The sequence below is a fragment of the Deinococcus cellulosilyticus NBRC 106333 = KACC 11606 genome (assembly GCF_007990775.1).
In the GTDB taxonomy this organism is placed as follows: Bacteria; Deinococcota; Deinococci; order Deinococcales; family Deinococcaceae; genus Deinococcus_C; species Deinococcus_C cellulosilyticus.
Map to the genome: position 1 here is coordinate 46,826 of NZ_BJXB01000002.1, position 25,035 is coordinate 71,860.

The 25,035-nt window shown below is 56.7% G+C and carries 15 protein-coding genes; 8 read left to right on the forward strand and 7 right to left on the reverse strand.

Going from position 1 to position 25,035, the window contains the following annotated elements:
- Positions 1 to 13: 13 nt before the first annotated feature.
- Positions 14 to 1,279, reverse strand: coding sequence for an ABC transporter substrate-binding protein (locus DC3_RS02500; protein ID WP_146882023.1), 1,266 nt, complete (start codon positions 1,277 to 1,279; stop codon positions 14 to 16).
- A 223-nt stretch (positions 1,280 to 1,502) separates the two neighbouring features.
- On the reverse strand, positions 1,503 to 2,261 hold the full coding sequence (locus DC3_RS02505; protein WP_146882024.1) for a DeoR/GlpR family DNA-binding transcription regulator: 759 nt from the start codon (positions 2,259 to 2,261) through the stop codon (positions 1,503 to 1,505).
- Positions 2,262 to 2,646: 385 nt separating this feature from the next.
- Between DC3_RS02505 and DC3_RS02510 the strand changes: the two genes are divergently transcribed.
- Together DC3_RS02510 and DC3_RS02515 are read left to right on the forward strand one after the other, a co-directional pair.
- Positions 2,647 to 4,254 carry a DNA repair protein RecN gene (locus tag DC3_RS02510; RefSeq protein WP_146882025.1) on the forward strand — a complete coding sequence of 536 codons (1,608 nt, stop codon included), beginning with the start codon at positions 2,647 to 2,649 and terminating at the stop codon, positions 4,252 to 4,254.
- Between the two features lie 86 nt (positions 4,255 to 4,340).
- Positions 4,341 to 5,120: a GNAT family N-acetyltransferase gene (locus tag DC3_RS02515; RefSeq protein ID WP_146882026.1), complete on the forward strand. Its 780-nt coding sequence runs from the start codon at positions 4,341 to 4,343 to the stop codon at positions 5,118 to 5,120.
- On the opposite strand, the gene DC3_RS02520 is transcribed toward DC3_RS02515, so the two are convergent.
- On the reverse strand, positions 5,114 to 5,374 hold the full coding sequence (locus DC3_RS02520) for an acylphosphatase (RefSeq protein WP_146882027.1): 261 nt from the start codon (positions 5,372 to 5,374) through the stop codon (positions 5,114 to 5,116). The two genes, DC3_RS02515 and DC3_RS02520, sit on opposite strands and share 7 nt — an antisense overlap.
- 162 nt (positions 5,375 to 5,536) lie before the next feature.
- Between DC3_RS02520 and DC3_RS02525 the strand changes: the two genes are divergently transcribed.
- From DC3_RS02525 to DC3_RS02535, 3 genes are all read left to right on the forward strand, one after another.
- On the forward strand, positions 5,537 to 16,408 hold the full coding sequence (locus DC3_RS02525; protein WP_146882028.1) for a translocation/assembly module TamB domain-containing protein: 10,872 nt from the start codon (positions 5,537 to 5,539) through the stop codon (positions 16,406 to 16,408).
- A gap of 126 nt (positions 16,409 to 16,534) precedes the next feature.
- The gene (locus DC3_RS02530) at positions 16,535 to 17,164 is read left to right on the forward strand and encodes an ATP-binding cassette domain-containing protein (RefSeq protein ID WP_146882029.1); all 630 of its coding nucleotides are present in this window, start codon (positions 16,535 to 16,537) and stop codon (positions 17,162 to 17,164) included.
- Positions 17,161 to 18,627: a hypothetical protein gene (locus DC3_RS02535; RefSeq protein WP_146882030.1), complete on the forward strand. Its 1,467-nt coding sequence runs from the start codon at positions 17,161 to 17,163 to the stop codon at positions 18,625 to 18,627. Before DC3_RS02530 ends, DC3_RS02535 begins: the two co-directional genes overlap by 4 nt.
- Before the next feature lie 158 nt (positions 18,628 to 18,785).
- Here DC3_RS02535 and DC3_RS02540 read toward each other — a convergent pair whose 3' ends face one another.
- The 3 genes from DC3_RS02540 to DC3_RS02550 form a co-directional block, all read right to left on the reverse strand.
- Positions 18,786 to 20,261: a phytoene desaturase gene (locus DC3_RS02540; protein WP_146882031.1), complete on the reverse strand. Its 1,476-nt coding sequence runs from the start codon at positions 20,259 to 20,261 to the stop codon at positions 18,786 to 18,788.
- Positions 20,262 to 20,319: 58 nt separating this feature from the next.
- Complete coding sequence (locus tag DC3_RS02545) at positions 20,320 to 21,219, reverse strand: phytoene/squalene synthase family protein (RefSeq protein ID WP_146882032.1); 900 nt, start codon at positions 21,217 to 21,219, stop codon at positions 20,320 to 20,322.
- Positions 21,220 to 21,284: 65 nt separating this feature from the next.
- The gene (locus DC3_RS02550) at positions 21,285 to 21,920 is read right to left on the reverse strand and encodes a class I SAM-dependent methyltransferase (RefSeq protein ID WP_186815781.1); all 636 of its coding nucleotides are present in this window, start codon (positions 21,918 to 21,920) and stop codon (positions 21,285 to 21,287) included.
- Positions 21,921 to 22,070: 150 nt separating this feature from the next.
- On the opposite strand from DC3_RS02550, the gene DC3_RS02555 reads away from it, so the two are divergent.
- From DC3_RS02555 to DC3_RS02565, 3 genes are read left to right on the forward strand one after another with little or no spacing between them, the layout of a single operon-like run.
- On the forward strand, positions 22,071 to 22,403 hold the full coding sequence (locus DC3_RS02555; protein WP_146882034.1) for a phage holin family protein: 333 nt from the start codon (positions 22,071 to 22,073) through the stop codon (positions 22,401 to 22,403).
- Positions 22,387 to 22,776 carry a hypothetical protein gene (locus DC3_RS02560; RefSeq protein WP_146882035.1) on the forward strand — a complete coding sequence of 130 codons (390 nt, stop codon included), beginning with the start codon at positions 22,387 to 22,389 and terminating at the stop codon, positions 22,774 to 22,776. The genes DC3_RS02555 and DC3_RS02560 overlap by 17 nt, the downstream gene beginning before the upstream one ends.
- Positions 22,777 to 22,822: 46 nt before the next feature.
- The gene (locus DC3_RS02565; RefSeq protein WP_307724731.1) at positions 22,823 to 23,149 is read left to right on the forward strand and encodes a Fur family transcriptional regulator; all 327 of its coding nucleotides are present in this window, start codon (positions 22,823 to 22,825) and stop codon (positions 23,147 to 23,149) included.
- 92 nt (positions 23,150 to 23,241) lie between these two features.
- Here the strand turns inward: DC3_RS02565 and aceF are convergent, their stop codons facing one another.
- Complete coding sequence (gene aceF / locus DC3_RS02570; RefSeq protein WP_146882037.1) at positions 23,242 to 24,942, reverse strand: dihydrolipoyllysine-residue acetyltransferase; 1,701 nt, start codon at positions 24,940 to 24,942, stop codon at positions 23,242 to 23,244.
- Positions 24,943 to 25,035 lie beyond the last annotated feature (93 nt).

Genomic DNA, 25,035 nt, shown 5'->3' on the forward strand with positions numbered 1-25,035 from the left:
CTGAGATCAGGACTCACTTGGCGATGGGCAGTCCAGTGGTGGCACTGATCTGTTTCGCTGCAGCATCCAGTGCTTCCTTGGCACTCTTGTACTTGCCAGCCACAAAATCAGCCTGGACGACAATCATGACCTGACGGGCATCCTGGAAGAACTGCGTTCCTCTGGCAGCAGGCACATCCCCAAGGGTGTCCAGAATGGTCTTCCATACTTTCTGGTTGCCCCAGTACTTCTGCCCCTGAGCCACGTAAGGATCTTTGGCTGCACTCAGCAGGGAGGGCACCAGACCGTACTGTTTGAGCATGGCAATCTGACCTTCGTTGGTCGCCAGAGCGTGCTCAATGAACGCGTAAGCGGCTTCTTTGTTCTTGCTGCTGGCAGGCAGGGCCAGAGCGGAACCCCCCAGGTTGGCTGCACGCACGCCACCCTTCTTGTTGGCAGGCATGGTGTACACGCCCCACTTGCCACTCAACTCAGGAGCATTGCTGCGGATGGTGCCTTCATACCAGGCCCCGAACATCGAGGTGGCAATGTCTCCCTTCTTGAACGCCGTGATCTGCCCACCCCAGTCGCCGGTCTGCACAACTTTGGCGTCGTAGAGTTTTTTCACGGTATTTAATGCATCCACGCAACCCTGTTTGTTGACAGTCACTTCTTTGGCTTCGTTGTCGAAGTAGAAGCACCCGTTCTGGTTGGCGAGCATGCGGAACCACTCGTCATCACTTCCGTTGCCAATCACACCCATCTTGACCTTGCCACCGAACTTGGCATTCACCTTCTGGCCAGCCTTGATGAAGTCATCCCAGGTTTTGATGGAAGAGACACTCACTCCTGCTTGCTTGTAGAGGTCACGGCGGTAGAACATCACCACCGGGCCGGAGTCCCAGGGCATGGCGTAACGCTTGTTGCCCACACTCAGTTCCGTCCATTTGAAGGCGGGAAAGCTTTTGAGGTACTTGCCTGCCCCAAGGGTACTCAGGTCGGTGAAGCAGTCGGGAAATCTGGCCCAGAACACTTCGGCTTCACCATTTTCCACGCTGTACACATCAGGGAGGTCTGCTCCACCTGCGGCGCAACCTGCGAGGCCACGGTCATAGACATTCTGGTTGCCGAGGTCCACCACTTTGACTTTCACTTCGGGGTACTTCTTGTTGAAACTCGGGATGGTGGCTTCCAGGGCTTTGGCAGCCACGTCCCAGCTCCACACCGTGATTTCCCCTTTGGGGGCGGCAGCAGCAGCACCTGCCACCAGTGCCAGACTGAACAGAACGGTTTTCTTCATACCTCTCCTCCTTAAAACGTCTCCTCTGAGACAGCAAACATCCTGACCCACCTGCAATACAGAAGGGCAAACAGACCTGTACCTCACAGCGGCAGACTGTGGGGTGAAACAGCGCAACAATTTCCCGCAATCTGAGGGTCCTCAGACTGTCAAGACAATGGAATGAATGGGGGTTGTCCTCTGAAGGGTTCAGAGCACAGGGGGATGGTCAAGCTTTACTGGATCAGACCACCAGCACGCGAAGTCCGGTTTGCTCCAGTTCATGCAGGTCATTGCGTTTGACCCGGTGGTCGGTGATGAGCGCAGTGATGCCAGACAGGGGTGCGATCAGGGCAGTGGATTCGGTTTTGATCTTTTCGTGGTCGGCCAGCACATAGACCTCTTTGGAGTTCTGGCAGACCGCCCGTTTGACTTCCGCTTCAGGCAGGTTCTTGTTGCTGACCCCAAAGTCGGCACTGACCCCGTTGCAGCCAATGAAGGCCTTGTCAAAACGGAAATTTCGGATGATTTCCATGCCGTAAGGCTGGACCAGGGAGTGTTGCAGTTTGCGTACGGTCCCGCCGGTCACCACGATGGTGAACGACTGTCTGGTTTCGAGTTCAAGCGCAATGTTCAGGCCATTGGTGACAATGGTGACATGCTGCAGGGTGTTGGGAAGGGCACGTGCCAGAGCCGTGCAGGTGGAACCCACATCAATGAAGATGGTGTCTCCGTCCTGAACCAGTGAAGCTGCCTTTTTGGCGATGCGTTGTTTTTCAGCTTCGAGAATCTTGCGGGTCTCTTCGAGAGGCCGCTCGACCTTTTGCAAAATGGGTTTGGTGGCTCCTCCACGGGTGCGGTGAATCAGACCGGACTCACTGAGGCGGGTCAGGTCACTGCGGATGGTGACAGTGGACACACCGAGCAGGTCAGCCAGTTCCTCTACCGTGACTTTCCCGGCTTGTTCAATACGTGACAGGATGATGTCGTCTCGTGTGGCCATGACCTGTTCCTTTCCGTTCTTTTGCTTGTTTCAATTTTTACTCCACTTCTTGCGAAATGTCAAGCACCCCCGGTTTCAAAAGCTTCACAATTTGCGTTGTTTTTGAGAGACAACAAAGTCAGTCTTTCAGATAAATTTCAAGTATTCCCTATTCTGTACACGTTTTTTCGAAGATCCTCTATTTACAATGCCGATCACCCAGCAATGATCCTGCTCCAAAACTTTCAATTTTTTCACTTTAGAAGCGAAAGGTTGTTCACACTTTTTCGAAACCCATGAACACCTGTTCACCCTGAACCCTCCCCTCAGGAATTCCTGAGGATGCCCGTACGAAAAAGCCCTGCAAGGCATGGAAACTCGCTTCAGGCGTTCTATAATAAATGTCATGATCAACAACCTTGAAGTGCGGAACCTGGCCATTGCCGACGCACTCGATCTGGAATTGAGTGAGGGCCTGAATGTGTTCTCCGGGGAAACCGGAGCTGGAAAAAGTTTGATTGTGGATGCCCTCGAATTGCTCCTCGGTGCCAGAGGGAGCGCGGATCTGGTTCGCACCGGGGAAGACAGTTTGCTGGTCACCGCCTGGTGGAAAGACCAGTCGGCCAGTCGCAGGGTTTCCACCGCTGGACGTTCCACCGCCCGCATTGAAGGCGAAGTGGTCACAGTCAAGGAACTGGCAGAGTTCACCTCTCCCAGGGTCACTGTTCACGGACAGCATGCTGCTCAGGAACTGCTGGGCATCAAAAAACACCACGCCTACCTGGACCGGGCACTCTCTGCCCAGGTGGTGGAGGGCTTCAAAAGTGCATACCAGGCCTACATGGCAGCCCAGAGCCGCCTGAATGCCCTGAAACAATCTGAACTGGAACGCAACCGGCAACTGGACCTGCTCTCCTATCAGCTTCAGGAAATCGATGAGGTCAAATTCAATGTGGGTGAGGACCTGCTGGTGCAGGAGGAAGTCACACTCCTGAGCAACATGGAGCAAATTGCCAATGGGGCCAGCACGGCTGCAGAAATCCTGTCGAGCAGCGAGCAGAATGCTCTGGATGCCATAAGGGCAGCCATGAAGTCTCTGCAGGGACCATCAAGGTACAGCGAAGATGCCAAGAACCTGCTTGCAGAATTGAGAGAGGCCCTCAGCACCCTGACCGCCATCAGTCAGGAACTGGTCTCCCTGTCCGAAAACAGTGTTCCTGATGAAGAAAGGCTCCACCGGCTGGAAGAACGGCTGGGCAAGCTGCACCGCCTGCAAAGCAAATACGGACCTTCCCTGCAAGATGTTCTGCATTACCGGGAACAGATCTCTCTGGAGCTTGAAACCCTGGAATCCCAGAATGCCGACCTCAGCAGCCTGGAATCGGAGATTGAAACCCTCAGGGCTGTGGTGCAAAAACGGGCAGAAGAACTGTCCCAGGCCCGATTGAGCGCAGCTCCCACCCTGAGTGTGAGACTGGAAGCTGTGGTGCAGGCCCTGGGGATGCCCAATGCACGCCTGATGTTTGAAATCAGCCCCAGCGACCTGGGACCAAACGGACTGGAAGATGTGGTGCTGCTCTTCAGTGCCAACATGGGGGAGCAACTGAAGGAAATCGGAGCGATTGCATCAGGGGGCGAGCTTTCCCGCGTGATGCTGGCCATCAGCACCGTGCTGGGGAGTGAAACCCCCACCGTGGTTTTCGACGAGGTGGATGCCGGGATCGGTGGGGAAACCGCCATGAAAGTCGGAGAGCAACTGTCCCGCCTGGCCCGCAACAAGCAGGTGCTGGTGGTGACCCACCTGCCACAGATCGCAGCTTTCGCAACCCAGCACTTCAAAGTGGAAAAAGCCACCAGTGCTGAAGGACGCACCGTGTCCCGTGTCACCCGCCTGAACGATCAAGCGAGGCTTTTTGAACTGGCCCGCATGCTCAGTGGCAGCACCTCCAGCGTGGCCGTGCAACACGCGATGGAGCTGCTGGACAGTGCCCGCGCTTTGCCCCTGGACGTCTGAATATCATCCCATCCAGGCACAGTTTTTGTTTTCGAAAGAAATGAAAGCTGTGTCTGTTCTGCAGCCCCACACCACCGGAGGAAACCATGGACCTGGAGATGCTGGAATTTTCCGAAGCCAGAGCTTTTGTCGCCCAGTACCAGCACGCCCCTGCCAGCTTTGGGCTCAGCACCTCCTGGCAGGGGAATGTCTGTCAGTTGCTTGCTCCGAAACTGGACGTTTTCATGTTCAATCGGCTGATCGGAACAGACTGGTCTGGAGACTGGGAAAGCCTGCTTCTCCCCTACCAGCAAGCAGGGCTGCAAAAATACGGCATTCAGGTGGCCCCCAGCCTGCTCACCACCGAACTGAAAAACCGCATCGAGGCAGCAGGACTTGAACACCGCAGCAACTGGGTCAAGATGTACCGCAGGGCAGGTGACGCACCCGATGTGTACACCCCTTTTCGCATCGAAAGAATTGATTCCCGCCATGCCGCTCATTTTGCTGAAGTGGTCACCCTGGGATTCCAGATGCCTGCCTTCCTGCGGCCCTGGGTGGCCAACCTGGTGGGAATTCCAGGCTGGGTGTCCTACCTGGCTTTCAAAGACAACACCCCTGTTGGTGCAGGGGCTTTATACACCCAGGGCGAAGTGGGCTGGCTGGGTCTGGGTTGCACGCTGCCCGAGCACCGCAATCAGGGGTCTCAGGGGGCCATCATGCGGACCCGCATCCGGGATGCCCATGATCTGGGTTGCCAGTGGGTGGTGGTGGAAACCGGTGAAGAAACCCCGGAACATCCCAATCCCTCCTACCACAACATGGTGCGCATGGGTTTCAAACTGGCCTACAGCCGCATGAACTTCCTTGCCCGATCAATTCAGTGAATGTGATAACCTTGCAAACCGGTGCTTTCGGACCACTGGGTGTCCAGGATTCTGGGCTGGGATGCAGGATTTCCACGCTTGATCCAGTGCAAGAAGCGTTCAAGATCTTTTTCGTGGCCTTCTGCGACCACTTCCAGGCGGCCATCTTGCAGGGTTTCGATGTAACCGCACAGTTTCAGGTCGAGGGCGTAGCGTTTGAGAAATTGGGGGTAACCGTTGAAGTTCCCCCCCACCAGACAGCTGAGTCTTTTCACGCCCCCATTGTGCCATGAAGCCCAGCATCAAAAGGTGACCCGGTCAGGCCGTGACCATCAGACTTGAACATGATCATGATGTTGCTCAATTGACTGAAGGAGAGCAAGATGAGAAAATCCATCACCCGTTTTCATCTCAGAATGGTGTTTAATATTTAGCGTATGTGGCGAAGAATCCTCGGTTGGGGAACCCTCGGACTGGTGCTCCTGCTGGTCATTCTGCTTGGTCTGCTGGTGAGTCCAGTCGGGCTTCGTCTTGTTTTGAATTTCGTCCAGAACTCAGGCACCCACATTGAAGCACAGGGCATTCGTGGGTGGCTGTGGGATTTCACACTGCAGGACGTCAGATACAGCCAGCCCGGGGTCAAGGCCCAGGCCCAGGAAGCCCGCATCCAGCTGGGGCTCTCTGAAATCTTTGCCAAAACCATTCACATTCGGGCTGCCCTCAAGAAGGCCCACATTGATCTGGACCCCAGCAAACTGGAAGGGGGTGGAGAAGGCACCTGGCAGACCCAGCTGGATGCCCTGCAAGTGGAACAGACCACCCTCAGCCTCAATGGAACACCCATCAATGTCCCGGATGCCGAGCTCTCCCTGACCAACCAGTCACCCCGCACCCTGCAATCCCAGATCAAAACCCGCTATGGGAAACTCAATGCAGTCGCCAGCTTCGATCCTGGCCTTTCCAACTTCAAAGTGGACTTCAAAGGGGATGCCAGCATCCTCAAGCATTATTACCCTGGCATCCAGTCTGGACTTCTGGAAGGGACTTACTCCATCACTCCAGACAACCTGCAAGGAGATGTGCAGCTCTCAGAGGGCCGGGTGCACGTCCCTGAATTCAAACAGGTGGATGCCACAGGCATTCACGGCACCCTGCACCATGAAGGAGACCTGATCACTGCTGACCTGTCCGGGCAGGCTCTGGGTGGACCTGTGCGTGCCCGTGCAGCCGTTGATCTGAAAAAAGAACGCTGGGACGTGGTGGCAGATGGCACCCCTCAGCTGAAATCACTTGATTTTGGTGGTCTAGGAGGACAGGGCAAACTTCACATTGAGACAGGAGGCTGGGAAAAGGTCACTGTAAAGGCCAGGTACGCTGGTTCGGTGACCTTGCAAGACCTTCAGGTTCCAGATGCAGAAGTCAGCTACCGGCTGACTGAAAAACTGCAGAGCTTCGTGGATGCCACAGGTCAGGCGTCTGGTTATGGACAGTCTGCGCTCCTGAAAGCCTCCCTGCAGAACCTCGGCAAGTTCTGGACTGGGGATGCCACCCTGCAAGGCGAAAACATCACTGCGAAAGCCACACTGGAAGACCAGTTGGTGCGTTTGAGAGGACAGGCATTCAAAGTCAATCTGAACGGAAATTACCGCCTGGATGACCAGACCCTGCAAGCCACTGCACAGACCAACTTGAAGGATCTGCAGGAAAACCTGAGGGGCCAACTCAATGTGCAAGCCCGTGGCACACTGGACCGTCTGAATCTGAGTGTGGTCAACTCCGAGCTGGACACCGACATCACCGGACCGCTGTCTCTGAACGGTCAGGGCAGCTATCAGGATGGGGTTCTGAACCTCTCCACACGCCACCTGGACCTGGGATACCAGTCCAGTGGTGCCACCTGGGCACTGAGAGATGTGCCCATTCAGGGGGTGGGAACCATAGATGGGGTGGGTAACCTCAGGGGAGAAACCCTGCTGGGCACAGTGGGCATTCAGGATCTCCCTGCCGATGCAGAACCTGTGCGGGGTGAACTCACCCTCAACACCCGAACCCTGGATTTCAGCCTCCTCTCCTCAAAAATTCAGGCTTCGGGCAAACCCGAGGACTTCAAGGTCACGGTGAAGGATTACACCTTCACCGGAGGGGTGCGCCAGACGGTCCGTGGAACCCTGCAGATCAAAGACTTTTCTCCATCTGGAACACTGCGCCTGCAGAGTGAATACCAGGATGTCACCGCCACCCTCAGTGGTCTGAAAGCCACACTGAAAGGCACCCTGCTTGGACCGCTGAAAGGCCTTCCTGTTGCGGGTACAGCGGATCTTGAACGTGCCCGCCTGGACCTCGGGGGGATTCTGGCAGATGTGCAGTACCAGCCTCTGAAAGCCACCCTCACCCAGCAGAACAGGCAGTTGCAGGTGAACTTCGCAGATGGGAAATGGAATGCCAGCGGAAGCCTGCCTCTGGACACCGTTCAGAAGGCCTTCAACCTGCCTGTGAATGGAACACTTGCTGTGAACCTGGTGAATTCGAGAGGCACAGCTGAATTTACAGGCAGTTATCAGGAGAGTGCCATTCAGGCCCAGCTGAACATCAGGCCTGACCTGGTGACCGGGCAACTGCAGGTGGAGGGTGAGCAATTCAGGGCCACTGCTCAGGGGCAGGTGTATCCCAATGCCGACCTGAGGGGGACACTGACAGCACTGGATACCCAGAGCGCCATCAGGGTCCATGGTCCATTTGGTGCCCTCAAGTTTCAGGCCAGTGGATCTACTCCAGCATTTGTGAGAGAAGGTCTGGTTGTTGCCTCCAAACCTTTCCGCCTGCAGGGCAACCTGACCCCTGCAGTGACGGGCTCAGGAACGGTCGGAGGACTGCAAGTAAAACTGCAGGACCTGGAGCAGCTCACCCTGTCTGTCACAGGACAGGAGACCGTGGATTATCAGGGCGCACCTTATACTTTGCAACTCTCTGGAACGTGGAATCCAGACTGGGCCGGGAAAGTCACCGCACGCTTGCAGGGACCTAGACTTCAGGCCAGCCTGAGAGGGCCCTGGAAAAACCTGACGGTGGACGCTGCTTTCAGGCAGCAGGACCTGAACCTGCGGGCCCGGGCGCAACTCGATGCTTCCAGCCTGAAATACTCCGGGTCTGTTGCGGCCACCTATCGGGACCTGAGAGCATCAGGCACCCTCCAGGGAACCCAGGACCGTTTCCGGGTGGGTGCCACCGTCTTCAGTCCAGAAAAGGGCACCGCACAGATCCAGGTCCGGGGGTTGAATGACATTCGCATCCAGGCCAGCAACTTTGTTTACCAGGACATCTCCGCGAGTGGCAACCTGCGGTACAGCTCGGGAAAAATCAACGGGGTGCTCGGAGCACGTTACCAGGACAACCGCCTGAGCGTGAACGCCCTGGGAGAGACCTTCACGGCCAGCCTCAGCAGCCCATATGGGGCAGGAACCGCACAGGGCAAACTGGATTTCTCTCAATATCAGGTTCAACTGAAAAGCAATTACCTGACAGGCAACCTGCAGGGCAACCTTGAGGGCCTCACTGGAACCCTCACCACTGTTCGCCAGTCATATCAAGTGCTCAACGACCTGGCAGAGATTCCTGCCCAGACTTTCACCTTGAAAGGCAATTACCAGCAGGGCAGATTCACCCTGTCACAGGACAACGAAGAGGTGCTTTATCTGGCAGGCCAGCTGTCGGGGGGCCTGACCCTGAGTTATGCCCTGCGGGATGCAGGAACCGGGCAGGTGCGCGTCTCCCCCACCCTGCAGAGGGTCAATGCAGAATTCACCGGGCTGATCAGCGGTCAGGCTCGACTCTATCCAGATGTTCAGGGAAGCGTGAATGCTCCCTTCAGTCTGGTGACCCGTCTGCTTCCTGAGCCATACAGAAACAGCCTCACCCCTGGCCGCATTCAGGCGGACATCTCGGGACCTTACGAGCGCCTCACCATCAAAGCGCAGACCTCTGGAACCCTGTGGGAAGACCAGGCGCTTTCGTTGCAGGGAAGTGGTTTCTGGACACCCAGGACCTATCAGGCCAGCTTGCGTGTGGTGCATCCTCTGGCGGACCTTCAGGGACAGATCACCCCCGAGGCCCAGACTTTTGAGGGAACAGTGGATGCTGCACTGGTTCCTGAACTTCCAGAAGGCCTGACCGGAAAAGCCACCCTCAAGGGGAGTCTGAAGGATTTTGACGTGCAAACCCTTACAGCCACAGGAACTGTGGTTGCTGCCTATCAGGATGTCTCCACAGATGGGACCTTCCAGGTCACCCCCGGCTTGCAGGTCCAAACCGATCTCAAAGGCACTGCGCTGCAAAAAACCTATGCACTGCAGGGTCGGGTTTACCCTCAGGTTCAGGCCAGCCTGCGTTTCGATCAGGCCCAGGGAACTGCGACAGGCACTTATGACAGCCTGAGCCTTGCACTGAAGGGGCAACTTTTTGATCAGGAAGTTGATCTGCGGGTACAGACCCGGGAACAGACCCTCACCACCCTTCAGGGCACTGTGGATGGAGGGGAACTGTCTGCAAACCTGGACCTGGCTTCGGGCCAGGGCACAGCCAGCATCCGTGCGCTGGATCTCAAAGGCATTGCAGATGTGGATGGAAAAATCAATGTACAGGCCACACTGAACAGCTTTAAGGATGCCACCTTGCAGGCCAGTGGCACTGTGCAAAATATACAGCTGAACGGGAATTTCCGCTGGTTTGATGGTTTGCTCAGCGCCAGTGCACTGGAAGCCACTTTGCCTCAGGGCACTGTGACGGCCAGTGGACCTCTTTACCCGGATCTGAATCTGAGAGGATCAGGCACCCTGCAGGACCCGGTACAGGTTCCCCTGACCTTTGAAGCCTCTGGAGAACTCCAGAAACCACTCCTGAAAGTCCAGGCCACATTGCCAGAAGCCTACGAAGGCCTGCAACTCGGCGCATCCAGAGCAGCCATTGAAGTGCGTGACCTGAAGAACATCCAGGTCCAGCTTACCGGAGCCGTCGAAGGAACCTTGCTGGGCACCTACCAGGATCAATTGACCCTGCAAAAAGCAGACCTGCGCTTCAACCTGCCCATTCAGCGTGAAGAAGCCACAGGAAAATTGACCGGAACGCTGGCCTGGGATGGGGCTTTCAGGGGGAACCTGCAGTTTGCAGGACAGGTTGCTGGTGAACAAACCACGCTGCAAGCCACCGGAAACGGAGATCTGGACCTGATCGGAAGCTGGCAGAATGCGCGTTTTCAGGGCAGCATCCAGAGGGACATTTTCAAGGGCCTGAACGCAAAGCTGTCTGTTCCAGAGTGGAACCTCTCCCCTCTGCTGGGCCTCAATGATCCGCTGGTTGTGGGAGCGACAGCCACCGTTTCTGGACCCTGGAGCGACCTGAGCATCCAGGGCAGTGGACAGCTCAGAGAGAGCAAGACCGGCCAGAGCGTTCAGTTCAGCGTGAAGCGAGCTCAGGAGATCTGGGAGGCTGTGCTGTCTGGAGCCATCCAGGGCACCGCGCACTACAGCGCAGAAGGCTGGAATGCCAGACTGACCACCGAAAACCTGAATGCCGGGGCTTTTGTGCCACAACTGAAACAGGGTACCCTGACCGGCAACTTTGTGGTTTCTGGCCATGGCACCTCCCTCACTTCTGCACAGGGCAGCGGACTCCGCATTGCAGCTGTGGACCAGCAAGACAACCCCATTGCCCTGCAGGGATCTGCAACTTACACCTCGGGCTCCATTCAACTGGCCTTGCAGGGAAGTTATGCGAATGCTCCAGTGCGGGTGAGCGGCGCATACCCTGAAGGAATCGAGGTTGACGTACAGAACTTTAAAATTGCCGAAGGCACCCTGAACCTGAGCGGAACAGTGTCCGGTGATTTCAGCAATCCTGACCTGAAAGCCACGGGAAGTTTCAGCCATCTGCAGGGAACAGCGCAACTGGATGTGAGCGGGCAGCTTCAGGATTTGCTGGTCCGTGCCCGGGCAACCCTGACTGGAGACGCCACAGGAACAGTGGCAGGTGAAGTGCAGGTGAAGAACCTGGACCTGAATGCCCTGGTGCTTGATCTGAATGCAGATGTGCAGGGGGCAGGTGTTCTGGCCAGAGGGACACTCAAAGGAACCTACCCTGCTTTTACCGGACAGATGCAACTCCTGCGAGAGGGCGCTTACGTCACCCTGACCGGAAATGGAGACGGCAGTTACCGCCTGTCAGACAGCAATGTGGTCACTGGAACAGTCAGCATTCAGGGACTCCCCCCGAAATTCTCGGGTGATGTGACGGTCAATGCGGTTCCGTTGCTGAAGGATGCTTCTGGCAGCACCCAGCTTCAGGTCAACTTCTCAGGTGACCTTGATGCCATCCGCGCCACTTACTCTGGTACCCTCTCCAGCATCAGGCATCAGGACATCGGGCTGACGCAGGCCACCGTTCAGGGCAGTTTCACCGGGCCTTACGCAGCACCCGAAATCCAGCTGACCACGCAGTTGGAGGGAGCCAGGTATCAGGAGGCCTCCGTCCAGACAGCGAACCTCACCGTCCATTCCAGAGGGGCATACCTGAAACCCACCCTGGAAGCGTCAGGAACGCTGAAAGGGGTCAAGTACGGACAGGACAGCCTGGACGCTGTCACCTTCTCTGGAACCCATCAGGGAGACTTCCAGAGCCCCACCATCCACCTGAAAGCAGACCTCAAGGGCCTGCAGTATCAGGACACGGGTCTTGAAGCAGGCCAGATTGTTGCGGACCATCGGGGAAGCTGGCAGAATCCCACCCTTCACCTCACAGGGGACCTCACAGGGCTCAGGTATCAGGACGTCCAGTTGCAGACCGCCCAGATTGATGGAGACTACAGCGGCATCTGGCCCGAACCGGACCTGCATCTGGTGGCCGAGGGGAGTGGTTTCACCTACCAGGACGCTGTGGCCCGAAGTTCCACCCTGCGCATCAATGCGGATTATCGGGCCAGCACCCGCCAGCTGGTGGGAAGCCTGTCCGGGCAGATCAATGGGGTGCAATTCAAAGGGGACCAGTTGGAATCTGCGGTCCTCTCTGGAAACCTCAAAGGAACCCTGGCAGAACCAGACATCCATGTGGAGACCACCGTAGGTGGCCTGAAGTACCAGGGAGACGCCCTGGAGAAAGCTGTCATCGTTGCAGATTCCAGGGGAGCTCTGGAGAAACCCAGCATCCAGCTCAAAGCCGAACTCGGTGGGGTGCAGTATCAGGGAGATGCGCTGCAATCGGCCAGTATTCAGGCTGCATACCAGGGTGAATGGGCAAAACCCACCCTCAAGCTGACAGGCACACTGGGTGGCATCAAATATCAGGATTACCATTTGCAGAGCATCAACCTGACTGCGGACCACCAGGGAGAATGGGCAAAACCCACCCTGCAGGTGGTGGCCGATGGGACAGGCTTTGTTTATCAGGATGCCCGGGTGCAGACCTTCAAATTGAATGGCAACACCCGAGGAGACCTGAGCGCTCCAGACCTCAACCTGAACACCACCCTTACAGGGGTGACCTATCAGGAGGGCAGTGCGCAACAGGTGCAGCTCACCGCTCACCTGCAAGGTCCGCTGACAACGGCCCAGGTCGGTGCCACGGGCAGCTTTGCTGGCCTGAATTATCAGGATGTGCAGACGGCAGATGGCGCCTTCACGGTCAAAGGGACCGTGGACCAGCCACAGGTCGCCCTGAGTCAGGGTGGACAGACCACCCTGGTGTACCAGCAGGAACAGGCCAATTTCAGCGGGTTCACCGTGAATGGGTTTGACCATCAAATCACCCTTTCAGGATCGGCAGGGCTCAAAACAGGAAACCTCAAGGTCAATGCCACCGGTCCTTTCACCGGGCAGGTGGAAGGCCAGTACCAGCAAACCCAGCCTCTCGATTTCACAGATCTCAGCGTGGAGAATCTGCTGCAGAGCTACAATTTTGATCTCAGGCACCAGGTGAAATACCAGGGCTACGAAGCCACAGGCAGGGCCTCTGTGACCGACAGGCAATGGAGTGGAACGGGCACAGTTTCAGGGCTGCCTTCCTGGCTGTCTGGAGGCAAACTGGATTACCGTCTGGCAGGCCAGAACCTCCCCACCCTGTATTCCACGGTGAAGGGTTACGGTTTGCAGGCCGACCTGAAGCTGGACACCACCCAGGCCACCTTGCAATTCGTGGACACACCAGACCTTCAGGCCAGGGGCAGCCTGACCTACACCTTTGCAGAGAGCACGTTCAGTGGCAGCACAGCCTTCCAGAAAGACACCATCTCCATCACTCTGGCAGGCACGGGCAAAACCCTGGAAGCCACCCTGAAACAGGCTGAAACCACAGTGAATGCCACAGCCACCCTCGATCCTTTGAGCGTGGAAGCAACGTTCAATGATGGGGTGCACACCGGAACAGCCCGTTACACCGAGGAGGGCTGGGTGCTGAACATCCCCACCTTTGAAGTGGGCAGTCTCGACGGCGACGAGTTCCAGGGCACCTTCAGTTTGACAGGAAGTGGCAAAGGGACCACCGGAACCCTGGACCTGCAAACCACAGGCCTCAGGCTTCCTTTCACCATTCCTGTGCTGGAAGAGAAAATCCAGGGGGACCTCACAGCCCGTGTTGTGCTGGGGGAAAGTCCCACTGCCACAGCCAGTTACCGTGGCCCCCTGGGCACGGCCAGCCTCAGTCTGAGCAAAGGCGCAGAGTGGACGGGTGCCCTGACCGCAGACCTGCACACCACCAGCAACCCCGGAAGCCTGAAAGCCAACCTGCAACTGCAACAAGGCCAGGTCCAGGGACAGATTCTGGTGAACCAGTTTGGGTACACCTACCGCGACCTCAAAGGCTTCATCACCGGACAGGTGGATGTGAAAGACAGCCAGTTTGCTGGCACCCTGCAGACCCGGGTGGATGATGGGGTGCTCAACCTGGAGGCCGAAGGTGGGCTCGCCGATGTGATCCCTGCCCTGGAAGCTCTGGGCATTCAGCCTTCGGACGAAGGGTATCTGGTGACCGCCAGTGCCAGTGCCTTCCCACTGGAGAAATTGAAACTGCTGCCTTATGCGAGAGGAAGGGTTTATGGAACAGCCACATTCACCAGTGACTCCAGCACGGTGAATGTGCGCATTCCTGATCTGAGCCTCCCTGGAAGCACACCCGCAGCACTGGAGATTGCGGGCCTCACCCCTGGGGGACAGAGCAACGGCAATGAACCGCCCAGAACCATCCTCAGCACCCGACTGGACGGCACCTTCAGCAATGGAGATGCCCGCTTCCGTGGGTCCATTGGGGACACCAGTTTCGTGGGCAGCAGCACCGATGGGGTGCTGGTGGGCACCATTGATTTCCGCAACACCCCCCTCCACGCCCTGATTGGGGCCTTCACAGACAGCCTGCCCGGCCAGGGGCTGCTCACCGGAACAGGCCGCATTGATGGCAAACTCTCTGAGCTCGATCAACTGAAGCTCAGTGTGGTGGCAGAAAGCATCAAAGTCACCTCTGCCGGACAGACCCTTTCAGGCTCTGGACAGTTCTCACTGGAACAGGGAGCCCTCACCATTCCGGGCATTCAACTGGCAGGGGCAGGAAGCCTGCTGATTCAGGGCATCTACGCCCCTGGCAATGTGAACCTCACAGCGGATTTCAGAGACACCACCTTCACCCCACTCCTTGCTCTGGTTCCTTCCCTGAAGGATTACAAGCCCAGCCTGAAAGGGAACCTTTCCCTGAAAGCCACAGGGCAGTACGAACAGCCCACCATTGAACTGCAAGGGAACAACCTGCAGGGGGAACTTGCAGGGATCGGCATTCAGCTGAATCAGCTGGTGGCCCTCCTGCAACAGAACCAGCTGACCCTGCAGAGTGATGTGGGCACCACGGGCACTGTGACCAGCGCCCTCAAACTGCAGGGCAAAGCTTCTTTGCAGGACAACCGCCTGCAGGATGCCCAGCTGGATGCCAACGGCAACCTGAACATCAAGAACTTCGGGACACTGGAGGGCACCAGCATCCGTTTGAACCAGCAGGGAGACACATGGAAACTGCTGCTCACCGGGACACGTGGAGGGAAATTCCAGGCCACAGGAAACCTGTACCCTGACCTGAATGTGCGCATTCAACTGGACGATGTGCAGCCAGACCTGGAAAACTACTACATCGAAAATTCCAGTGTCAACGGGGTGCTGAATCTGGTGCAGAGCGGCGGGTTCTACCGTCTGAGTGGAGACATTGATCTGGAGAGACTGCAATTCACCCTCAGCAAACCTGTCACGGAGAAGACCGAGAAAGACGACACCTTTGTGTTTGAAAGCCCCCTCCCAACCGAGTACACCACGTTCCCACAACAACGCCAGGATCAGGACCGCTCTGCACTGGCAAACTGGATCTTTGATGACATCACCATCGATGCCAAAAACAACATCCGCATCGATGAGAACCTGGCCCGTGCCGAATTCGGAGGCCAATTGGTGCTCTCAGGCAACGCCTACACCCCCAGGTTGCAGGGAGATGTCCTGCCCAAGCGGGGCAGCGTGTTCCTGCGCGAAAATGAATTTGTCCTGAATCCATCCACCACAAGCATTCGCTTCAGTGCAGCAGATGGAGTGTACCCGAACATCAGGCTGGAAGGCATCGGCAATGTGCGGGATGAGGGCAGAAACGTCCGGGTGATCATGACCATCACCGGCACCTTCGTACCTGATCCAGAGGACCCTAGACTTCGTACCTTTGCGCCCGTCACCGACATCCGTGAGGAGCGGGAGGTGCTGGGGCAGTGCGCAGACCCGGTTCGCAACCCCAACTCCAACCTGCCGAAATGTCTGGATGAAGCCAGCCTGTACTCTCTGCTGGTGTTCGGCACCAAGGACATTCGCAATCTTCCCACTGAACTCACCCAGAGTGCCATCCGGACCACATTGCAGGTGTTCCTGCTGGGTGAGGTGGAGCGCAGCATCGAAGAAGCCCTGGGAATCGATGTGTTCCGCATCCGCAATTACACCATCGGTGAGGACCAGAAATTCAATGCGGAATTCACGGTGGGCACCTACCTCAGCCGCGAATGGTACATCCAGTACCAGGTGGATTTGCTGGGCAATGGCAATGTGGAAGTGCAGTACAATGCGCTCGATGGCAGGCTGTCCTTGACCTTCAGCAGCCCTCTGAACCGTCTGGATTTCAACACCGTACAGCCAGAGTTCTCGCTCGCCTACAACATTGATCCTCAGAATTCCATCGAACTGGGGATCAGCACAGAGCAAAACACCCAGGGAGATCGGGGCTTCAGCGTGAAGTTTGGGTACAAACTGCGCTTCTAGCGACCAGAGCAAGTCCAGGATCAGCAGAGCAGGCAGCAAAAGATGCTACCCACTCTTGGCTGCTGTCCATGCCCTTTCAGATGAAACTGAACAAAACACGGTACAGTGATGCAGAAAGGGACACAAATGCTTCCACTCAAAGTCAGAGATTTCAGCGTCAAATTGCAAAACCGGGTCATCATCGAACATGCTGACTTCGAGGTCAAGAAAGGCGAAATTGTGCACCTGATCGGGCACAACGGGGCAGGCAAGAGCACCCTGCTCAGGGGGATGATCGGTCTGGTCCCCTCCAAAGGGGAAGTCAGGGTTTCCGGAGAGAATCCCAGGTCCATTGAAGGCCGCAAAAACTTCGTTTATGTTCCAGATGAACCTGCACTCTATGAAGACCTGACCCTGCAGGAACATGTGCACTATGTGGCCGCCCTTTATGAGAAACCAGAGCAACCCATTCTGGACTGGCTGGAGCGATTTCACCTGACAGAAAGGCTTAAGGATTTCCCCTCCACGCACTCCAGAGGAATGCGGCAAAAACTCTCTCTTTCTCTGGCCCTTGGTCTGAACCTGCCACTCACCTTGCTGGATGAGCCTTACAATGCCCTGGATCAGGCTGCCCAGGAAGCCCTGTCGCACGGCATCCGGGATGCAGCTCAGCAGGGAACAGGGGTGCTGCTCAGTGCCCATCAGACGGCAACCACGGAAATCCTTCAGGCCCAGGTGGCCCGCGTTCAGGATGGCGTGGTGAGCCGAAGCCTATGACCAGGGGTGTTCAAGGCATCCGCAACAAGACCCTCAAAAGGGCCTTCGATGTGTGGTGGTCGTGGTTCAGTAGAGCCATCGGCATGCCCACGGCAATTTATATTCTGGTCAGTGTGGGGCTCCTTGGCTTTGGTGCTTTCGATGACGCCACACTCCTGACCCAGCATGTTCCGCTGCAGACCCGTGCTGGTGTGGTGCTGGGCATCCTGGGACTGTGGTACCTGATCAAATTGACCAATGTGGTCCCCCCGTTTTTCATCAGCCAGAGGGACGCCATCCGACTCGGGTTCAGTCCTGCAAAACCGATTCAGACCCTGACTTATCCCATGTGGTTTGCAGGAATCCGGGACACCATCGTGCTGATTGGTGTGGGATTGCTGTGGAGCATGACCTCCTGGAAGTTGCTGAACTTTGTGACCCCCTATGCAGTGCTCAACTGGGTGCTGCTTGGCCTGCTGGTGCAGCACCTGGGATGGCTCAAGTACCGCTGGCAGGAAGACAGAAGGGCCACCCTCTTCCCTGTGCTGCTCGGTGTCTTTGTACTGGGAAGCCTGGTGTCGCTGTGGTTCCCGGAGTGGAGTTTCCTGGGGTCCCTGATGGTGTACAGCCCCCTCCCCTGCCTGCTGCTGGCTGTTCTGCTGGGCATCACCATCTGGCAGGTGGTTCAGGACCTGCAGGAAGATTACCCTGCTTCCTTCCTGCAGCACAGCACCATCCTCAGTGAAATCCGTGCAGTGGACACCCTGCTGATTTTTGCTCTGGGAAGCATGGCCGCACAGGCCGCCCCGGATCTGCTGGTCACCAAACGCAAATTGCAGATGACCTTGCGGCCCAGCAACACCCATGCCCGCACCGTGCCTGTTCCGAAAGACCGTCAGGCCCTGCGCATGATCGCCTGGAGAACCACCCTGGGCCTCTACCGGCAATCCTGGACCGACCATCTGGTGACACTGGTCGGCCTGGTTCTGACCGCTTACGCCGTTGACCTTCTGGTCTCACAGCCAGACAAGGCCCTGATTGTCGGAGCCATCCCCATTGTCGCCATGGGGCTCTTTCTGCCCCGTCTGGTTCCGAGCACCACCCAGCCCACATGGGTGCCTGTGCCCAGAGAAGTCCGTGCGATTGGGCAAATTTTGCCTGGAATTGTGATTTCTGTGGTCGTCTACCTGATCCTGTCCATTCTGGGCCCACTGCTGCTGAACATCAGCGTCCCGGTGATGCTGGTGACCCTGACGCTCGCCCCCCTGTACCTGCTGGCCCTGGAAGCCCTGAACAACTGGACCCGACTGGGCACCCAGAGCACCTACCTGAAATTCGGGGCTGGCCTGCTGGCGGTGGTTCCTGCCGTGATCCTGCTGCAATTGGAATGGAATGCTTTTGTGATCCCTGGACAGGTGCTTCTGGCCTTTATCTTTTATGGATCTCTGCTGGAACAGCCTCCAGTGGAGCCTCTGGAACTCTGAGGGAGTGCTTTCCAAAATCCAGCGGGCAAATCGTTAACTGAGCAGTTAAAAGTTTACAGTTCACAGCAAGAAATCTTCTTTCACTGTGAACTGTAAACTGTTGGCTTCTTATGGCAGGTCCGCTTCAGCCTTCTGGCACTCTTTGCATTCCTCTCTCTTCAATCGCAGATCAGGTCTTCTGCAATTTTGGCACTGCTGAGCACCCCGGGAAGCCCTGCTCCCGGATGGGTTCCCGCCCCGACGAAATAGAGGTTTGAGAAGTCCTCTGAGCGGTTGTGGGGCCTGAACCAGGCACTCTGGGTCAGCACAGGTTCGACACTGAAGGCAGCACCCAGATGGCTGTTCAGTTCATCCTGAAAGTGCAACGGATCAATGTGATGCTCTGCCACAAGGTTCTCTTGCAGCCCAGGCAGGTAATTGTCTTCAAGGAACTTCATGATGCGGTCCCGGTACTCTTTTGCGAAGGTGGTCCAGTCAGTGCCACTTCCCAGGTGGGGCACCGGAGAGAGCACGTAAAAGGACTCTCCCCCTTCCGGAGCCATGGAAGGATCGGTGAGGCTCGGCATGTGCAGGTACAGGGAGAAATCCTGAGCAACCACCTTCTTGTGGAAAATGTCGTCCAGCAGGCCCTTGTACCTGGGTCCCAGAATGATGTTGTGGTGGGCCAGTCCCTGATCGCGGTACTGCTTTCTGGTTCCAAAGTAGATGACGAACAGGCTCATGCTGTATTTCAGGCTGTCCACTTTTGAGTCGGTGTACTTCTTGCGTTTGGCTTCCGGGATCAGCTTTTTGTAGGTCCAGGCCACATCTGCGTTGGACACCACATCGTCTGACCGATGCTCGGTGCCATCTTTCAGGCGGATGCCCTGCACCCTTCCATCCTCCGCAAGGATTTCTGATACTTCGCTGTTGAGAAAAATCTCGCCCCCGATGGACTCAAAAAGCTTGCCCATGGCGGTCACAATGGCCCCGGTGCCTCCCATGGCGTACCAGACACCCCACTTGCGTTCGAGATAGTGGATCATCGCGTAGATGCTGCTCGAGTCGTAGGGGTTGCCACCGATCAAAAGGGGGTGAAAGCTGAAACACTGCCTCAGGAAGGGATCTTTGATGAACTTGCTGACGTAAGGGTACACGTTGAGGTAGCTCTGCAGACGAATGAGGTCCGGAGCCACCTTCAGCATGTCTGTAAAGTTCAGGAAGGGTTTGTCAGCAAGCTCGGTGAAGCCCTTGTCAAAAATGGCCCGGGTGGAGTGAATGAAATTCAGGTAACCCCGTTTGTCTTCTGGGTTGATGTTGTGGATCTGCTCCAGAATGTACATCTCGTCGTCGTTGTAATTGAACACCCGCTTGTTGTGGTCAAAAATCCGGTAGAAGGGATCACACTTCACGAAAGTGACATCATCTTCCCGACGTTTGCCCGCAGCCTGCCAGATCTCATCGAACAGGAAGGGGGCGGTGACAATGGTGGGACCCCCATCAAATTTGAAGCCATTTTGCTCGTAGACGTAGGCACGACCCCCAAGTTTGTCCCGTTTCTCGAAGAGTTTGACTTTGTGTCCTCTGGCCTGCAGGCGGATGGCTGCAGCGAGACCGCCGAAGCCACTTCCAATCACAATGATGTTTTTTGGCATGCTTTTCTTCTGACCCCTCTGGAAGGTTGTGGATCTGATGGTACACCGTACTTTCGCTTCAGGTGGATGAGGTCTGGTGCCTCAGGCTCCACCAGGCACTGGGAACCATCAGGAGCTTGCGCAAGCCACTCACCTGTGCCCTTTGCTGGAAATTGTCGTACCCGTTGCGTTCAAGGGCATCCAGGATGCCTTCGTAAGCTCTGGCGGCAACAGCAACCGCCAGACGCCCTGAGCCCTGCAGGCAGGGAAGGCCATTTCTGCCTTCCTGATACCAGCCCCGTGCCATCTGGATCAGGTGTTTCATCAGGGCATGGTATTCGGGGGTGACCTTGCCTTGTCGCAACATCTCACGGGTCACCCCATATTGGTTCAGCAGGTCTGCGGGAAGGTACACGCGGTCACGCTGGTACAGGTCTTCGCCCACATCCCTGAGGATGTTGGTGAGCTGCATGGCCATGCCCAGTTTGAGGGCTTTCTGCAGGGTCTTCTCCCCTCCCACATACCCGCAAATGGGGGAAACCATCAGGCCCACAATGCCTGCCACCCTGCGGCAGTACAGTTCGAGGTCTGCCAGGGTCTGGTATTCCACCTGATCGAGGTCCATTTTCAGGCCCAGATACAGTTCATGGAAGGCCTCATGGGGCAATGGGTAATGGTGGGCCGCCCAGGAGAGCGCCTGGCTGATGTGGTCTGCACCGGGATGGCCCTGAAGTGCACTTCGGGTGTCCTCCCACCACTGTTCAAGGGCATGGGGGGCATCCTCTGCGGGGGTTTCATCTGCCAGATCATCGCCGGTGCGACAGGTGGCATAAACGGCCCACACGGCCTGCCGCTGTTTGGGTGGGAAGAAGGTGCTTCCCAGATAGAAGGTCTTGGAGTGTTGCCTGGTGATGTCGCGGCACACCTGCAGGGCCTGGGCCGGTGGGGCAGTCAATTCAGGGTTGTGATTTCTGATCATGGGCTCCACTCCAGAATGAGATGGTTCATGGTAGTCGCGAAACAACAGTCAGACATCTGTCTGGGCTACACTCCACCTGCTTTGCGATAAAGCTCGAAGCACACAATAGCATGGCGTTTTTGCTTTTCCAAAGCCATGTTGTGTAATCGCAGATACCTTTCAATTGTTTGTGACTCCAGGAAATGTATGCCACTTCGCGAAATCAGCGACTGTAACCTCTGACCTGCAAGGTGTTGAGAGGGCAACAGGTACATCAAATAGAGGACTCCTTTTTCTTTCAACACCTGCCCTGCCTTAAGCAACATCTGCTCTGGAGAAAAAGTCTCATTCAGGGTTCCGGCAATCACCACACCATCAAAAGATCCAGAAGCAAAAAGCTCCTCTTCCATGTTGCCCTGCAAGGCATGAAGTCTGGGATGTCTGGGGAGGCGTTTCAGATGTCCTGCAGAGAGATCAAGGGCGGTCACAGCGGCCCCTGCCTGCACCAGCAGTTTTGCATAATTCCCTGTGCTGGTCCCAACATCCAGCCACTGCTGGCCTGTGACCGGACCCACCCATTCCAGAAACTGTCTGAATTCTTTCTCAAGTGAAAAGGGCTCCCCTGTCATCAGGGACAGTGAGCGCCTGCGCCACAGGTCATACCCCATCACCGTGGGCGTCCAGAAGTTACTGCTCTGGGCGAGATTCAGCTGGGCTTTCATGCCTTTCATTGTGCAGGTCCTGAACCTGCACCTCAGTGAGAGAAACCGCCTGAATCCATAGAATTGAGGTCCAGATGACACTTTGCCCAGGGGTGTCTTCAGGTGAAAACACACAACTCGTCATCTCATGATCTGTTAGGATTAAGGACGATGAATGAGAGGAAACCCATTGGGAGCGCTTTTATGGATGTGATCAACGCCTTCATCCAGGTGGTGAAGGCCGAGATCCGTGAAGTGTTCCAGAATATTGGCGCAGAAATCAAACGACGCGGCCTGGGCATTGTGATCCTGCTGGGTGCCCTGTTCCCGCTGCTTGCAGCAGTGATTTTCCTGCTGATGGCACTTTACCAGTTGCTGGACCTGTGGCTGCCCTCCTGGGGTGCTTCACTGGTGATGTTCCTGCTTGCCCTCCTGCTGACCGGAGGCATGGTGATGTTTGCACTCAAGAAAATTGGAGGGACCGACGATGACACAAACGGATGACGCCAAAAGGCACCTCGAAGACAGCCTGAACACCCTGCAAGAAAGCACCAGCCTGCATGTGCAGCTTCAACAGGACCCCCTGAAGAAACTCGGGATTGCTGTTGGAGCGGGACTCGTTCTGGGGATTCTGATTGGCAGAGGCACCAAAAAGACCAAAGTGGTCAAGGTGGCTGGCGGCAAAAACGTGGAGCAGGCCAAAGAGGCTGCCGCAAGCAAAGGCGCTCTGAGTGGCGTGATCATCACTGCTGTGGGTGGAATGTTGCTCAAGGTGTTGCAGGAAAAGGTGCTGGCTCCTAAACTGGAAGAACTTGCCGACCAGCTCCTGGAACGCACCAAGAAACCCAACAATGACCAGCCCCAGAAGAAACACTAAACAAAGAGACACCATCCTGCACGTCATCGAGGAGGCCAGAGGCCCCTTGAGCGTGCAGGAAATTCTGGATCAGGCCCAGAAAAGCCTCCCCAGACTGGGCATCGCCACGGTGTACCGCACCCTGCGCATGCTGCAAGACGACCACCAGATCAAAACCGTGATCCTTCCCAGCGGTGAGAACCGCTTTGAGAAGGCCAACCTCGGGCACCACCATCACTTCCAGTGCCTGAAATGTGGTGAGGTGGTGGATCTGGACCTCTGTCCCCTGAACATTCCCACAGGCAGTTTGCTTCCTGGAGGGTATACGGTGGAGGCCCATGAATTGACGTTGTACGGGACCTGCCCGAAGTGTCGGGGGTCAGTGGCGTCTTAGATTTCTGCCACGTTTAGATCCCCCTGTGCCTCAGCATCCTCAAAACAACACCTCTCCCGAGCATTCAGGAGAGGTGCTTTTCTTTTTGGACGTTACAGGCTGATCAGGAAAGGATCTTCAAGAGACTCACAGATGTAACGCACAAAGCGTGCGGCATCTGCACCGTCGATCAGGCGGTGGTCGTAACTGAGGCTGAGGGGCATCAGGAAGCGGGGTTCGAACTCGCCCTTGTCCTTGTTCCAGACAGGCTCAAAAGCAGAGCGGCTCACGCCGAGGATGGCCACATCTGGTGGGTTGACGATGGGGGTGAAGCCATAACCACCAATGCCTCCGAGGTTGGAGATGTTGAACACTCCTCCGGCCATCTCGTCGGGTTTGAGTTTGCGGTCACGGGCCTTGCCTGCGATTTCGCCGAGTTCCACGCTGATCTCGGTGATGCTCTTGCGGTCCACGTCTTTGATGACGGGCACGAGCAGACCGGAGGGGGTGTCCACAGCGACTCCGAGGTTGATGTAGTCGCGGAAGATGACCTGACCGTTTGCAACGTCGATGGCTGCAGCAAACTTGGGGAACTTGCGCAGCGCATTGGCCACGACCTTCATCAGGATGGCAGTCATGGTCAGCTTGCCACCGGCTTTTTCCACACGGGCCCCAAAGGACTTGCGGACCTGCTCCATGACGGTGATGTCTGCCTTGTCGAAGTGGGTGACCATTGGGACAGAGGCCCAGGCATTGGCCATGCTGCGCACGGTGGCCTTGCGGACCCCGTTGAAGTCTTCCTTGCGGATGTTGCCCCACTTGCTGAAGTCGGGAAGCGGCTGTGCCTGAACTGCAGGTGCAGCCTGGGCAGCAGGCTGGGCCTGAGAAGCGGCAGCAGGAGCAGCAACGGTTGGGCTTCCAGCAGTGCGGCGCACATCTTCTTCAGAGATGCGGCCTGCGATGCCGGTGCCACCCACGGTGTTGATGTCCACACCGAGTTCGCGGGCCAGTCTGCGCACGCTGGGAGCAGCGTGGGCCACCTGACGGCCATTCACGGCCAGCAGAGCAGGTGCAGCTTTGGGACCTTCGTTCTGGGCCACATGGCTGCCAGGTGCCTGGGTGGGTGATCCCTGGTTGGACTGCTGGGGTTGAGCTTTGGGAGCTTCCTGTCTGGGGGCTTCCGCTTTGGGGGCAGCAGGAGCACTTGCTCCACCTGCACCACCTTCCAGAACCAGCAGCACGCCGCCCACGGGAACGCTGTCGCCAGCTTTCACACGGATCTCTTTGACGGTGCCGGCAGCGTCACTGGGGACTTCCACCACAGCTTTGTCGGTTTCAATCTCGACAATGGGCTGGTCTTTGGAGATGGTGTCCCCTGCTTTGACCAGCACGTTCACCACAGTGGCAGAGCTGATGTTGTCGCCCACTTCGGGGAGTTTCACTTCAGTTGCGCCAGCTGCAGGAGCAGCGCTCGTCGCAGCAGGCTGGGGCACCAGGGAACTCTCAGGCTCAGCCTGGGGGGACGTGCTGGAGGTCTGGTCGGTCTGGGTGGAGGGAGCGGCGACGCCACCTGCACCTTCGCCTTCGAGCACCAGAATGACGTTGCCCACGGGCACGTTGTCTCCGGTGTTCACTTTGATTTCTTTGACGGTTCCGGCAGCGTCGCTGGGGACTTCCACAACGGCCTTGTCGGTTTCAATTTCAATGATGGGCTGGTTGAGCGCCACGGTGTCGCCGACTTTGACCAGCACATTGACCACGGTAGCAGACGCAATGTTGTCGCCCACCTCGGGGAGTTTCACTTCAGTAGCCACGCATGTACTCCTTTCAACAGGATCAGAATGACAGATGCCTTTTCCACTTTACCGCAAGAACCCACCCGGGACTTTTCAAGTTGTCTCGGGTGG

What these genes read in the sequence shown, in the direction of transcription:
- DC3_RS02535 (WP_146882030.1), top strand. Translation starts at nt 17,161, where the DNA reads ATGACCAGGGGTGTTCAAGGCATCCGCAACAAGACCCTCAAAAGGGCC.
- DC3_RS02555 (WP_146882034.1), top strand. Translation starts at nt 22,071, where the DNA reads ATGAATGAGAGGAAACCCATTGGGAGCGCTTTTATGGATGTGATCAAC.
- DC3_RS02505 (WP_146882024.1), bottom strand. Translation starts at nt 2,261, where the DNA reads ATGGCCACACGAGACGACATCATCCTGTCACGTATTGAACAAGCCGGG.
- DC3_RS02540 (WP_146882031.1), bottom strand. Translation starts at nt 20,261, where the DNA reads ATGCCAAAAAACATCATTGTGATTGGAAGTGGCTTCGGCGGTCTCGCT.
- DC3_RS02550 (WP_186815781.1), bottom strand. Translation starts at nt 21,920, where the DNA reads ATGAAAGCCCAGCTGAATCTCGCCCAGAGCAGTAACTTCTGGACGCCC.
- DC3_RS02545 (WP_146882032.1), bottom strand. Translation starts at nt 21,219, where the DNA reads ATGATCAGAAATCACAACCCTGAATTGACTGCCCCACCGGCCCAGGCC.
- DC3_RS02525 (WP_146882028.1), top strand. Translation starts at nt 5,537, where the DNA reads ATGTGGCGAAGAATCCTCGGTTGGGGAACCCTCGGACTGGTGCTCCTG.
- DC3_RS02515 (WP_146882026.1), top strand. Translation starts at nt 4,341, where the DNA reads ATGGACCTGGAGATGCTGGAATTTTCCGAAGCCAGAGCTTTTGTCGCC.
- DC3_RS02530 (WP_146882029.1), top strand. Translation starts at nt 16,535, where the DNA reads ATGCTTCCACTCAAAGTCAGAGATTTCAGCGTCAAATTGCAAAACCGG.
- DC3_RS02510 (WP_146882025.1), top strand. Translation starts at nt 2,647, where the DNA reads ATGATCAACAACCTTGAAGTGCGGAACCTGGCCATTGCCGACGCACTC.
- DC3_RS02500 (WP_146882023.1), bottom strand. Translation starts at nt 1,279, where the DNA reads ATGAAGAAAACCGTTCTGTTCAGTCTGGCACTGGTGGCAGGTGCTGCT.
- DC3_RS02560 (WP_146882035.1), top strand. Translation starts at nt 22,387, where the DNA reads ATGACACAAACGGATGACGCCAAAAGGCACCTCGAAGACAGCCTGAAC.